The 12936-nt window shown below is 68.5% G+C and carries 9 protein-coding genes and 1 tRNA gene; all 10 read left to right on the top strand.

Going from position 1 to position 12936, the window contains the following annotated elements:
* Positions 1 to 131 precede the first annotated feature (131 nt).
* The 10 genes from uvrB to uvrC all read left to right on the top strand — a co-directional run bounded on the left by uvrB (position 132) and on the right by uvrC (position 12935).
* Positions 132 to 2156 carry an excinuclease ABC subunit UvrB gene (gene uvrB / locus WIX41_RS02740; RefSeq protein ID WP_339445642.1) on the top strand — a complete coding sequence of 675 codons (2025 nt, stop codon included), beginning with the start codon at positions 132 to 134 and terminating at the stop codon, positions 2154 to 2156.
* A 106-nt stretch (positions 2157 to 2262) separates the two neighbouring features.
* Positions 2263 to 2337 (top strand) — tRNA-Val (locus tag WIX41_RS02735).
* Positions 2338 to 2509: 172 nt separating this feature from the next.
* On the top strand, positions 2510 to 4936 hold the full coding sequence (locus tag WIX41_RS02730) for a DNA internalization-related competence protein ComEC/Rec2 (RefSeq protein ID WP_339445641.1): 2427 nt from the start codon (positions 2510 to 2512) through the stop codon (positions 4934 to 4936).
* Positions 4937 to 4939: 3 nt separating this feature from the next.
* Entirely contained in the window at positions 4940 to 5617 is a 678-nt protein-coding gene (locus WIX41_RS02725; protein WP_339445640.1) for a MotA/TolQ/ExbB proton channel family protein, read from the top strand.
* A gap of 3 nt (positions 5618 to 5620) precedes the next feature.
* The gene (locus WIX41_RS02720) at positions 5621 to 6043 is read left to right on the top strand and encodes an ExbD/TolR family protein (RefSeq protein ID WP_070209310.1); all 423 of its coding nucleotides are present in this window, start codon (positions 5621 to 5623) and stop codon (positions 6041 to 6043) included.
* Positions 6040 to 7788, top strand: a complete 1749-nt coding sequence (msbA, locus tag WIX41_RS02715; RefSeq protein WP_339445639.1) for a lipid A export permease/ATP-binding protein MsbA — start codon at positions 6040 to 6042, stop codon at positions 7786 to 7788. The genes WIX41_RS02720 and msbA overlap by 4 nt, the downstream gene beginning before the upstream one ends.
* Positions 7788 to 8810 (top strand): tetraacyldisaccharide 4'-kinase, encoded by a 1023-nt coding sequence (lpxK, locus tag WIX41_RS02710; RefSeq protein WP_339445638.1) that lies wholly within the window; start codon positions 7788 to 7790, stop codon positions 8808 to 8810. Before msbA ends, lpxK begins: the two co-directional genes overlap by 1 nt.
* Positions 8811 to 8853: 43 nt before the next feature.
* Positions 8854 to 9651 carry a 3-deoxy-manno-octulosonate cytidylyltransferase gene (kdsB, locus tag WIX41_RS02705; protein WP_339445637.1) on the top strand — a complete coding sequence of 266 codons (798 nt, stop codon included), beginning with the start codon at positions 8854 to 8856 and terminating at the stop codon, positions 9649 to 9651.
* A 24-nt stretch (positions 9652 to 9675) separates the two neighbouring features.
* On the top strand, positions 9676 to 11091 hold the full coding sequence (locus WIX41_RS02700; RefSeq protein WP_339445636.1) for a hypothetical protein: 1416 nt from the start codon (positions 9676 to 9678) through the stop codon (positions 11089 to 11091).
* Positions 11088 to 12935, top strand: coding sequence for an excinuclease ABC subunit UvrC (gene uvrC / locus WIX41_RS02695; RefSeq protein ID WP_339445635.1), 1848 nt, complete (start codon positions 11088 to 11090; stop codon positions 12933 to 12935). The genes WIX41_RS02700 and uvrC overlap by 4 nt, the downstream gene beginning before the upstream one ends.
* Position 12936: the final 1 nt, after the last annotated feature.

Raw genomic sequence — 12936 nt, 5'->3', positions numbered from 1 at the left:
CAAGGCGTTACCGTGATCCGCGCGGAGCGGTCCTGCCATCGGCCAAGTGGACGTTGCAGGGTAGGACACCCCCTCAGCCGGCCGTCACCCAAGCCCCCGCTATAATGGAAGGCCCGGTCTATGGCGGCACCATGAGCGATCGCTTCGAACTTGTATCTCCGTATTCCCCGGCGGGTGACCAGCCGGCGGCGATCGAGAAGTTGACGGCCAATTTCGAAGCCGGCATCGCCAAGCAGACGCTGCTGGGCGTGACCGGCTCGGGCAAGACCTACACCATTGCCAACGTCATCCAGCAGGTGCAGAAGCCCACGCTGGTGATGGCGCCCAACAAGACCCTGGCCGCGCAGCTGTACGGCGAGTTCAAGGCGTTCTTCCCGCACAATGCGGTGGAGTACTTCGTCAGCTACTACGATTACTACCAGCCCGAAGCCTACGTGCCTTCGTCGGATACCTTCATCGAGAAGGACAGTTCGATCAACGAGCACATCGAGCAGATGCGGCTGGCGGCGACCAAGACCCTGCTGTCGCGCCCGGATGCCATCGTGGTGGCCACCGTCTCGGCGATCTACGGCCTGGGCGCGCCAGAGGATTACCTGTCGCTGCGCCTGATCCTGTCCACCGGCGAACGCATCGACCAGCGCGACCTGATCAACCACCTCACCCAGCTGCAGTACACGCGCAACGAGTACGAGCTGCACCGCGGTACCTTCCGCGTGCGCGGCGAGGTGATCGACATTTTCCCGGCCGAGTCGGACAGCGAAGCGGTACGCATCGAGCTGTTCGACGGCGAGGTGGAGCAGATCAGCATGTTCGATCCGCTCACCGGCGAAAACCTGCGCCGGCTGCAGCGCTATACCGTGTACCCCAAGACCCACTATGCCACCACGCGCGAGCGGGTGCTGTCGGCGGTGGACACGATCAAGGCCGAGCTCAAGGTGCGGCTGGAGCAGTTGTACGAACAGAACAAACTGGTGGAAGCGCAGCGCCTGGCACAGCGCACCCAGTTCGACCTGGAGATGATGGCCGAGGTCGGCTTCTGCAACGGCATCGAGAATTACTCGCGCCATCTCACCGGCAAGGCCGCCGGCGAACCCCCGCCGACCCTGTTCGACTACCTGCCGCCCGATGCGCTGCTGGTCATCGACGAATCGCACGTGACCATTCCGCAGATCGGCGCGATGTACAAGGGCGACCGCTCGCGCAAGGAGACCCTGGTGGAGTTCGGCTTCCGGCTGCCGTCGGCACTGGACAACCGCCCGCTGCGTTTCGAGGAATGGGAAGCGCGCTGCCCACGCAGCATCTATGTATCCGCCACGCCTGGCCCGTACGAGCTGCGTGAAGCGGCCGATGAGATCACCGAGCTGGTCGTGCGCCCCACCGGCCTTATCGATCCAGTCGTGGAGATCCGTCCGGTCGGAACGCAGGTCGATGACCTGATGAGCGAGGTCAACGAGCGCATCAAGCTGGGCGATCGCGTGCTGGTCACCACCTTGACCAAGCGGATGGCCGAGAACCTCACCGAGTACCTCACCGAGCACGGCATCCGGGTGCGCTACCTGCATTCGGACATCGATACGGTCGAGCGCGTGGAGATCATCCGCGACCTGCGCCTGGGCAAGTTCGACGTGCTGGTCGGCATCAACCTGCTGCGCGAAGGCCTGGACATGCCCGAGGTGTCGCTGGTGGCGATCCTCGACGCGGACAAGGAAGGCTTCCTGCGTTCGACCGGTTCGCTGATCCAGACCATCGGCCGTGCCGCACGCAACCTGCGCGGCAAGGCGATCCTGTACGCGGACCGGATGACCCGTTCGATGCAGGCGGCGATCGACGAAACCGACCGCCGTCGTGCCAAGCAGGTGGAGTACAACCAAGCGCACGGCATCGTTCCCAGGTCGGTGCTGCGCCCGATCGTGGACGTGCTGGAAGGCGCGCGTTCGGAAGCGGCCGAGAAGGAAGCGCGTGGCAAGGGCAAGGGACGTGGTGGCCGGGTGGCCGAGGAGGCGGTGGACTACCGCACCCTGGAGCCGGCCCAGATCGCCAAGCGCCTGCAGGCGCTGGAGCAGCAGATGTACCAGCACGCCCGCGACCTGGAGTTCGAAGATGCCGCGCGCGTGCGCGACCAGATCCGCAAGCTGAAGGAGGCCAGCCTGGGCTGAACAACGCATTGTGAAATACCTTCACAAAAGTGTTGCTCTTCACACGCGACGTCCGTAATATACGCGGCCTGCACCGACGCAAACGCAACGGTGCAGCGAGACAGACGGGCGGTTAGCTCAGCGGTAGAGCACTACCTTGACATGGTAGGGGTCACAGGTTCGAACCCTGTACCGCCCACCACTCCAGTCCCAGCGACTGCGGTGGAACAACAGAAAAGCCGGCCATCAGGTCGGCTTTTTTGCGTCATGGGTTCAGCCGCTGCGGCGCTTCCCGACAGCACGCTGCACGCCCGCCCGATGGCGGCGTCATTCCCACAGGCCAAACATGCAGATTCCCGTGCGTGGTGGCCTGCATGTCGATCCTGTCGACGTTCCCTTACCGTTCGCTCTCCATCCCCCTGCCCATGTTCGGCAAGGCATGTGCGGCCGCACTGCTGGCCGGCGTGTGCGCCGTGGTGTTTGCGCCGGTGCTGGCGGCCCGGCTGCCCGCGTGGTGCGCGCTGGTCTGTGGCACGGGGCTCTGGTGGGGATGCCCGCGTGCGCGATGGTGCGGCGCGTTGTTGGCTGGCGTGGGCTGGGTGGCCGTGCACGCGCATGCCGGCCTGGCCCTGCAGTTGCCTGCCAATGCCGCGCCTGCCGATCATGTGCTGCGCGGCCGGGTCGCGGAGCTGCCGCAGCATGGATCGCGCAGTACCCGGTTCCGGTTCCGCGTGGATGACGATGCGACGATGCCCGTGCATCTGCGCGGCCGTGAGCTTGCGCTCGCCTGGTATGAGGCCGCCGCTGGGAAGACGACCATGAGCCCGCCTGGTGCCGCGCCGGTGCAGCGCCATGCGCTGCGCGCGGGGGCGCGCTGGCAGCTCCACGCGCGGTTGCGCCCGCCGCGCGGGCTGCGCAATCCAGGCGGCTTCGATGCCGAGCGACACGCATTGCTGCAGCGCTTGACCGCTACGGGACACGTGCGCGCACCGGCGATGGTGCTGGGTGACCCGACCGGGCTGTCGGCGTGGCGCGAGCGCATGGCGGACGCGATCGCGGCACATGTGCCGGGCCCGGGAGCGCGTTTCATACAGGCCCTCGCGCTGGGCGACACCCGTGCGCTGGGGCAGGGCGACTGGGATGACCTGCGCGCGCTGGGCCTGACCCATCTGGTGGCGATATCCGGTTTCCACGTCGGGCTGGTGGCAGGGGTTGCGGCGTGGCTGGCGGCGCTGGCGTGGCGCGCGCTTCCTGCGCTGGGCCGTTACTGGCCGCGGCCATTGGCGGCCGCGCTGGCAGCTGTCGCGGGCGCCGCGCTGTACGCGGCAGTGGCGGGCTTCGCCCTGCCCACGGTGCGGACCGTGCTGATGATTGCGGTCGTCGCGGCCGCACGTTGCGCGCGGCGACCAGCCACCGTTGGCCAGGCGCTGGGGCTGGCGGCCCTGGCGGTGCTGCTGGTCGATCCGCTGTCGGTGCTGGCGCCGGGCTTCTGGCTCAGCTTCGCCGGGGTGCTGTGGCTGGTCTGGTGCCTGCCGGGTCGCGACGTGCACTGGCTGCGGACGTTCCTGGCTGCGCAGGGCGTGGCCACCCTGGCGCTGTTGCCCTTGACCGTGGCGCTGTTCGGGCAGGCCTCGCGCGCGGGGCCGCTGGTCAACCTGCTTGCCATTCCGTGGTGGAGCCTGGTGGTGGTGCCGATGGCGCTGCTTGGCACCGGCCTCGAGGCGCTGGTCGAGGGGGCCGGGCGCTGGCCCTGGCGCTGGGCGGCCGCCTGTTTCGACGCGAGCTGGTGGTTGTTCGGTGCGCTGGCGCGCCAGTCCTGGGCATTGTGGTGGGCACCGCAGGCGGGCATCGCGGCGGTGCCTGCCGCACTGCTCGGGGTGTTCTGGTTGTTGCTGCCGCGCGCCGCCGGGATGCGCCTGCCGGCGCTGCTGCTGTGCCTGCCGCTGCTGTGGCCCGCGCGCGCCCGGCCCGCGCCCGGCGAGGTTGAGCTGGTGGTGATGGACGTGGGGCAGGGCCTGGCCGTGTGGGTGCGCACCCGCCACCACCGTCTGCTGTACGACGCCGGCCCGGCTGCCGAGGGGGGATTCGATGCCGGCGAACGGGTCGTGGTGCCGACCCTGCATGCGCTGGGCGAGGCCGGGCTGGACCGGGTGCTGCTCAGCCATGGCGACCGCGACCACGCCGGTGGCATGCCGGCGGTACGCCGCGCCTTCCGCGACCCGCTGCTGCAGGCGCCGCCCGGTGCGGTGCCCGGCATCGGGTTGACGTGCAACCGTGGCGACGCCTGGCGTTGGGACGGAGTGGAGTTCGCCGTGCTGCACCCGCCGCCCGGCAGCGACTACGCCGGCAACGCCAGCAGCTGCGTGCTGCGCATCCAGGCTGCCCATGGGGTGGTGTTGTTGACCGGCGACATCGGCCAGGCCGAGGAGGCCGCGCTGATCGCCACGGCGCCCACCGCGCTGCGCGCCGACGCGGTGCTGGTGGCGCACCACGGCAGTGCTGGCTCGTCCAGCGCCGACTGGGTGCAGGCGGTGTCGCCACGGCTGGCGATCGTCTCGGCCGGGCATGGCAACCGCTTTGGCCACCCGCGGGCGGAGGTGCTGCAGCGCTGGCGGGCCGCCCCTGCCGAGGCGCTGAACACCGCCGACAGCGGCGCACTGCGCCTGTGGCTGGGTCGCGACGGGCTGCAGGTGCGCGAACAGCGTATTTTCGAACGCCGGTGGTGGGATGCCGCGGAGCGGGCGCGGTCGGCTGCTATCCTATCGGCGGTCATACAGGCGGCCAATGGGCCGGAGGGTTGAAACGTGTGGGAACTGGTCAAGGCCGGTGGCTGGCCGATGGTGCCGCTGCTGCTGTTGGGCGTACTGGCTTTGGCAATCGTCCTGGAGCGTTTCTGGACCTTGCGGCGCAATGAGGTCCTGCCCCCGGGGCTGGGCCAGGAAGTGCGCAACTGGGCCGCGCGCGGCAAGCTCGATCCGAATCACATCCAGTCGCTGCGGGCCAACTCGCCGCTGGGCGCGTTGCTGGCCGTGGCGCTGGAAGCGCGCAACCGTCCGCGCGACCAGATCCGCGAACGCATCGAAGATGCCGGCCGGCACCTGGTGCACCGCATGGAGCGGTTCCTGAACGCGCTGGGCACCATCGCATCGGCAGGCCCGCTGCTGGGCCTGCTCGGGACCGTGGTGGGCATGATCCAGATGTTCCTGGGCATCCTCGACCACGGCGTGGGCGATGTGAACCAGCTGGCCGGCGGCATCGGCAAGGCGCTGGTGTGCACCGCCACCGGCATGATCGTGGCCATTCCGGCGTTGATGTTCCATCGCTACTTCAAGGGCCGCATCGGCGGTTACGTGATCGAGATGGAAATGGAGGCCTCGGCCCTGCTGGACGCACTGGACGGTCGCCCCGGCGTCATGAACGCAGCACCGCGCGCCGGCACCGCGCCGGCGGCCAGTGCCGCGCCCGTCACGGCCAAGGGCTGACGGATGCGCATCCGCAACGACCGGGTCCAGGACGAAGTGCACATCGATCTGGTGCCACTGATCGACGTCATCCTCGTGCTGATCATCTTCTTCGTGGTCACCACCACCTTCGACGCGCGCTCGACGTTGCAGCTGCAGCTGCCGACCGCCAGCCAGCAGGACACCACCGAGCCGCCGCGCTCGCTGAGCGTGCTGGTCAATGCCGAGGGGCGCTATTTCATCAACGACCAGGAAGTACTGCGCACCGACGTGGAGTCGGTCAAGCAGACGATTGCTGCTGTCGCCGGCAGCGATCGTGAGCAGACCGTGCTGCTGCGCGCCGATGCCCGCACCCCGTACCAGGCCGTGGTGACCGCCCAGGATGCCCTGGGCCAGCTCGGTTTCCGCCGCATCGCCATCGCTACCGCGCCGGAGGTGCGTCCATGAGTAAACAACACGCGCCGGTCTGGCCGATCTACAAACGCCTGCTGGGCTACACGCGCGCCTACTGGGTGTTCATGGTGGCCGCCGTCATCGCGATGGTGGTCGAAGCTCTCGCCGGCTACCACTTCACCAAGCTGATGGAACCGCTGGTCAATCGTGGCTTCGTCAACCCCGAGCCGCGCATGGCGGTGATCCTGCCGTTGACCATCCTCGGGCTGTTCATGATGCGCAGCCTGGCCACGCTGGTCAGCGATTACGCCCTGGCCCGCACCGGGCGCAGCGTGGTCCGTGACCTGCGCGAGCAGGTGCTGTCCAAATACCTGCACCTGCCGTCGTCGCACTTCGACAGCGAAGCCACGCCGGTGATGGTCAGCCGCCTGAACTACGACACCGAGCAGGTCACCCAGGCCAGCGCCGATGCGCTCAAGACCCTGGTTGCCGATACCCTGACCATCATCGCCATGCTGGTGGTGATGCTGCAGATGAGCGTCAAGGTCACCGTGGCGATGCTGGTGGTGGTGCCGTTGATCGGCGTGATCGTCTCGTTCGTGGGCAAGCGCTACCGGCGCATCAGCCGTGGCATCCAGGACGGCATGGGCAGCATGGCGCAGACCGCCGAACAGTCGCTGGCCGCGCAGCAGGAAGTGAAGGTGCATGGCACCCAGGCGCACGAGATATCGCGATACTCGCGCCTGGCCAACCGCATGCTCGGCCTGAACATGAAGGTCGAAACCACCCGTGCGCTGGCCTCCAGCACGGTGCAGTTCCTGGCCGCGCTGGCGCTCGCCGTGATCGTATGGGTATCCACCCGCGAGGCGCTCGCCGGGCGCTTGAATGCCGGCCAGTTCATGGGCCTGATGACCTCGATGATGGCCATCATCCCGTCGCTGCGCCGCCTGACCAGCGTGCAGACGTCGATCTCGCGCGGCGTGGCCGCCGCCGAGCGCCTGTTCGGCATCCTCGACCTGCCGGTCGAGCGCGACGAAGGCGGCACCCGCGCCCAGCGCGTACGTGGCGAGCTGTCGTTCGAGCACGTCATGCTGCGTTATCGCGAGGACACCGGCATCGCGCTGGACGACATCACGTTCGAGGCCAGGCCGGGCACCGTGACCGCCATCGTTGGCCGCTCGGGCAGCGGCAAGACCAGCCTGATCCGGCTGGTGCCGCGTTTCTACGAGCCCAGTGGCGGACGCATCCTGCTGGACGGGGTGCCGTTGGACGACTACCCGCTGGCCGACCTGCGCCGGCAGGTGGCGATGGTCGGGCAGAAGGTCATGTTGTTCGACGACACGGTGGCGGCCAACATCGCCTACGGCATGGACGCAAGCGAGGAGCAGATCCGCGCCGCGGCCGAAGCGGCCAATGCGTGGGAGTTCATCGAACGCATGCCGCAGCAGCTGCAGACGCCTGTCGGCGAGAATGGCGCGCTGTTGTCCGGCGGCCAGCGCCAGCGCCTGGCGATCGCCCGCGCCATCCTGCGCGATGCGCCGGTGCTGATCCTCGACGAAGCCACCGCCGCGCTGGACAACGAGTCCGAGCGGCTGGTGCAGGACGCCCTGCAGCGCCTGATGCCCGAGCGCACCACGCTGGTGATCGCGCACCGCCTGTCCACCATCGAACACGCCGACCAGGTGCTGGTGATGGACCATGGCCGCATCGTCGAACGCGGCACCCACAACGAGCTGTTGGCGCTCGGTGGCCTGTATGAGCACCTGCACAAGATGCAGTTCCGCGAAAGGCAGCCCTGATGGCGTCCACAGGTTCCCAGACGCCGTCGTACTGGTACGACGGCAGTGCGATTCCGTTTGCCGCGCGCCTGCTGGCGCCGGTGTACGGCGCCGTGGTGGCACTGCGCAGATCGGCTTATCGGCGTGGCTGGTTCAAGCGCCACGCCTTGCCGGTACCGGTGATCGTGGTGGGCAACGTGACGGCCGGCGGCACCGGCAAGACCCCGCTGACCATCGCCCTGGTCGACCGCCTGCGCGAGGCCGGCTGGAAGCCCGGCGTGGCCAGCCGTGGTTACGGGCGCGAAGAGGCCAAGGTGCCGCGCTGGGTCGAGGTGGGCACGCCGACCGCGCTGGGCGGCGATGAGCCGGTGCTGATCGCCTGGAAAACCGGCGTGCCGGTCCGGGTCGATGCCGACCGCGTGGCGGCCGGCAGGGCGCTGGTCGAGGCGGGCTGCAACATCATCGTGTGCGACGACGGTCTGCAACACTACCGGCTGGCGCGCGACATTGAAATCGAAGTGGTCGACGCACAACGCCGCTACGGCAATGGTCGCTTGATCCCGGCTGGACCGTTGCGCGAGCCGGCCGAGCGCGCGCGCGACTGCGACTTCCACGTGGTCAACCTGGGCCAGGCCAGCGCCGATCCGTCCGTGCTGGCCTCCTGCGGTTTCGGCGAATGGGCGATGCAACTGCACATCGACAGCGCGCAGCCGCTCAACGGCGGCCGCGCCCGCGCGCTGTCGCATTTCCGTGGCCAGCGGGTGCACGCCGTGGCCGGCATCGCACACCCGCAGCGCTTCTTCGACATGCTGCGCGCGCACGGTATCGGCGTGGTCCCGCATGCCTTCGCCGATCATCATGCGTACCAGGCGGCGGACCTGCGCTTCGGCAGCGAACTGCCGGTGCTGATGACGGAAAAGGATGCGGTGAAGTGCAAGGTGTTCGCCAACGAGTGGCATTTCTCGGTGCCGTTGTCGGCCGATCTGCCCGCCGCGTTCTGGGTCAACCTGCTGGACCGCGTCGACAAGCTCGGCAAGCGCTGAGCACCGCTGAATCCCGTTCCCTGCGTTTTTCGAGAGGTCCCGCATGAGCCAGCCCGTCGATTTCGTCGTTGCCATTCCCGCGCGCTACGCCGCCTCGCGGCTGCCTGGCAAGCCGCTGCGGTTGCTGGGCGGCAAGCCGCTGGTGCTGCGCGTGGCCGAACGCGCATTGCTGGCCGGCGCACGCGAGGTCTGGGTGGCCACCGATGACGCGCGCATTGCTGAGGCCCTGCAGGGCCTGGACGGCGTGCAGGTGGCGATGACCGCCGCCAGCCATGCTTCCGGCACCGACCGGCTGGCCGAATGCGCCCGGCAGGCCGGCTGGCCCGATGACACCGTGGTGGTGAACCTGCAGGGCGACGAGCCGTTCGCTCCGGCTGAGGGCATCCGGGCGGTGGCCGAAGCGCTGGTCTACAGTGGTGCCGAAATGGCCACCTTGGCCACGCCGGTGGAGGACGCCGAGACCCTGTTCGATCCCAACGTGGTCAAAGTGGTGCGCCAGCAGAACCTGGATGCACTGTATTTCAGCCGTGCCCCCATTCCATGGCACCGCGATGCCTTTGCGCGCTCGCGCGAGAGCCTGTCAGGCCCGCATTGGCTGCGCCACATCGGCATCTACGCCTATCGCGCCGGCTTCCTGCACCAGTTCGCCGCGTTGCCGCCGGGTGCGCTGGAGCAGCTGGAATCGCTGGAGCAGCTGCGCGTGCTCGAGGCCGGGCATCGCCTGAGCGTGGCGCTGTCGCCGGCCGCGTTCCCGCCGGGGATCGATACCCCCGAGGACCTGGAGCGCGCCGAGGGCTGGCTGGCCCGTCGCGAAATTGACGGTGACACGACGGTTGCATGACGCCGACTCCGGCATAATCACCGCATGAACGTACAGCCCGTCCAGGATCTGCCCGAGTTCGCCACGTGGCTCAACGCCACCCCGACCACCTTGACCGAACTGCGCGGTCGCCCGGTGGTACTGGCGTTCGTCAATGCCGCCTCTGTGTGGTGCGCGCACCGGCTGGCCGAGCTCGGCCAGTGGCAGTCGCGCAACCCCGGAAAACTGCAGTTGCTGATCCTGCAGGTGCCACGCTTCGACTGCGAACGCGAACCAGAGCAGACCCTGAAGCTCCTGCGCCGGCAGGGCCTGACCGCGCCGGCGCTGCTGGACGCGGACTGGGATGGCTGGCGCCGCTTCAACGTGACGGCGTGGCCGACGCTGGTCCTGCTCGACGCGCAGGGGCGTGAGGTCGACCGCCTGGTCGGCTTCGGCGATGAACTTGATCGCGCGCTCAACGCCCTGTGCCAAGGGACCTCGAGCCCGCTCGATGGCGATGCCTCGCGCCAACGCGAGCTGCGGCCGGAGCCGCGCCTGCCGCTGCTGTTCCCGACTGCACTGGCGGTGAGCACCGAGCGGTTGTATATCGCTGACAGCGGCCACCATCGCATCCTTGAATGCAGCCATGCCGGCCGCGTACTACGCCAGTTCGGCCTGGGCACCGCCGACATGATGGACGGCGGCCCGGGCGAGGCCGCGTTCAACCGGCCGCAGGGCCTGGCCCTGGAGCGGGAGTGGTTGTACGTGGCCGACACCGGCAACCACGCGCTGCGCCGGATTCAGCTTGTCACCGGACAGGTCGATACGCTGTGCGGCAATGGCCGCCCCGGCGACCCGCGCGAAGGTACGGTGAGCGATCCCCGCCAGACCGCGCTGAACCATCCGCAGGGCCTGGCGGTGGCCGACAATCAGGTCCATATCGCCATGGCCGGCGACAACCGGATCTGGAGCTACCACCTGGGTCAACGCACGCTGTCCTGGCGCGCCGGTTCCGGGGCCATCGACGAACGCGACGGCAGTGGCCACCTGGCCGCTTTCGCGCAGCCGGCCGCACTCGCCGCCGTGCAGCAGATGCTGTACGTGTGCGATGCGCTGGGTTCGTCGATCCGTTCGATGCAATTGCGCGGTGATCTGGTGCAGACGCTGGTCGGGCAGGGGTTGTGGTCGTTCGGCGACCAGGATGGTCCGCGTACCACGGCCCGGCTGCAGTACCCGCAGGCGATCGCGATGAGCCCGGATGCGCCGGTGTTGTGGATCGCCGATGCCGGCAACGGGCGCCTGCGCACGCTGCGGCTTGGCGGTGGCGAACTGGGCACCGTGGAACTGCCACGCCGCCTGCATGGCCCGGCTGGGCTGGCGCTGGGAGGCGGGACGGTGTGGATTGCCGAAACCGATGCGCACGCCGTGTTGCGATTCGATCCCGTCAGCGGCGTACTGAGCGACGTACCCATCAGCGAATGACCCAGCCTACCGCTCCGGCCTTCGATGGAAAGGCGTTCGCGGCCCACCTGAGTACCGCGCCCGGCGTGTACCGCATGTACGCCGCCGACGACACCCTGCTGTATGTCGGCAAGGCGCGCGCCTTGCGCAACCGCGTTGGCAGCTACTTCAATGGTGCGCCGAAGACGGCGCGGATCATGTCCATGCTGTCGCAGGTCGCGCGCATGGATGTGACCGTCACCCGTTCCGAGGCCGAAGCGCTGTTGCTGGAAAACCAGCTGATCAAGTCGCTGTCGCCGCGTTACAACGTGTCGTTGCGCGACGACAAGACCTACCCGCAGGTGTTGCTGACCCGCGAAGACTGGCCGCGCATTGCGCTGCACCGGGGGCCGCGCGCGGTGCCAGGCCGTTATTTCGGGCCGTACCCGGGCGTGACGGCGGTACGGGAAACGCTCAACCTGATGCACAAGCTGTTCAAGCTGCGCAGCTGCGAGGACAGCGTGTTCCGCAACCGGTCGCGGCCCTGCCTGCAGTACCAGATCGGCCGCTGCAGCGCGCCGTGCGTGGATCTGGTCGCAGCCGAGGACTATGCCGAGTCGGTACGCCGCGCGTCGATGTTCCTGGAAGGCAGGAGCGACCAGCTGGCGCGCGAACTGGGCACGCAGATGCAGGCGGCCAGCGAAGCATTGGAATTCGAGCAGGCCGCACGCCTGCGCGACCTGGTCACCGCGCTGCGCAGCATGCAGACCCGCCAATACGTGGACGGACGCGCCGCCGACCTGGACGTGCTGGCCTGCGCCACCCGGGGCGCCAGTGCGTGCGTGATGCTGCTGGCCTTCCGGGATGGCCGCAACATGGGCACGCGGCCGTTCTTCCCGCGCACCAACGGCGAGGAAAGCGCGGAGGAGGTGTTGGGGGCGTTCGTATCCCAGTACTACGCCGAACATACGCCGCCGCGCGAGATCCTGCTCGACCGCGAGATTCCCGATGCCAGCCTGATTGAATCGGCCCTGAGTGCCTCGGCCGAAGTCAAGGTGCAGCTGAAATGGAACGTGCGCGGCGAACGTGCCGGTTACGTCGAACTGGCCAGCCGCAACGCGCAGATCACCTTGGCCAGCGAGCTCACCAGCCGCAGCGCCCAGCATGCGCGCAGCGAGGACCTGCGGCAGATGCTGGGCCTGGCCGAACAGGTCAAGCGCGTGGAGTGTTTCGACATCAGCCATACCATGGGCGAGGCCACCGTGGCGTCGTGCGTGGTGTTCGACGCCAGTGGCCCGGTACGCAGCCAGTACCGCCGGTTCAACATCAGCGGGATCGAACCCGGCGATGACTACGCCGCCATGCGCCAGGCCATCGACCGCCGCTTCCGTCGCGCAGTGGAAGAGGAGGGCGTGCTGCCCGACCTGCTGCTGATCGACGGCGGCGCCGGCCAGCTGGCCCAGGCGCAGGCCGCGCTGGCCGACCTGGGCGTGGAAGGCGTGATGCTGGTAGGCGTGGCCAAAGGCGTGGAGCGCCGCGCCGGGCACGAGGCGCTGGTCATGCCCGATGGCCGCGAGCTGCGCCCGGGCGCAGCGTCGCCGGCGCTGCAGTTCATCCAGCAGGTTCGCGACGAGGCGCACCGTTTCGCCATTACCGGCCACCGTGGGCGTCGCCAGAAGGCGCGCATGACCAGCAGGCTGGAGGACATTCCCGGCATCGGGCCGCGTCGGCGTGCCAGCCTGCTCAGGCATTTTGGCGGGCTGGTCGGTCTGAAAGCGGCCGGTGAAGCGGAAATCGCCAAAGTTGAAGGCATCAATGCTGCCCTTGCCGCACGCATCTACGCTAACCTTCATGGACTGCCCACGCCCCCTGCGGCCGGCGAGTAGA

This window comes from Stenotrophomonas sp. AB1(2024), assembly GCF_037482345.1.
GTDB lineage: Bacteria > Pseudomonadota > Gammaproteobacteria > Xanthomonadales > Xanthomonadaceae > Stenotrophomonas.
Note: the sequence above shows the minus strand (reverse complement) of the source record. Positions and strands in the feature narration are given on the sequence as shown.

Bases quoted from the DNA above. Each gene is read 5' to 3' on its own strand.
- uvrB (WP_339445642.1), top strand. From the start codon at position 132: ATGAGCGATCGCTTCGAACTTGTATCTCCGTATTCCCCGGCGGGTGAC.
- WIX41_RS02730 (WP_339445641.1), top strand. From the start codon at position 2,510: ATGTCGATCCTGTCGACGTTCCCTTACCGTTCGCTCTCCATCCCCCTG.
- WIX41_RS02720 (WP_070209310.1), top strand. From the start codon at position 5,621: ATGCGCATCCGCAACGACCGGGTCCAGGACGAAGTGCACATCGATCTG.
- msbA (WP_339445639.1), top strand. From the start codon at position 6,040: ATGAGTAAACAACACGCGCCGGTCTGGCCGATCTACAAACGCCTGCTG.
- lpxK (WP_339445638.1), top strand. From the start codon at position 7,788: ATGGCGTCCACAGGTTCCCAGACGCCGTCGTACTGGTACGACGGCAGT.
- kdsB (WP_339445637.1), top strand. From the start codon at position 8,854: ATGAGCCAGCCCGTCGATTTCGTCGTTGCCATTCCCGCGCGCTACGCC.
- WIX41_RS02700 (WP_339445636.1), top strand. From the start codon at position 9,676: ATGAACGTACAGCCCGTCCAGGATCTGCCCGAGTTCGCCACGTGGCTC.
- uvrC (WP_339445635.1), top strand. From the start codon at position 11,088: ATGACCCAGCCTACCGCTCCGGCCTTCGATGGAAAGGCGTTCGCGGCC.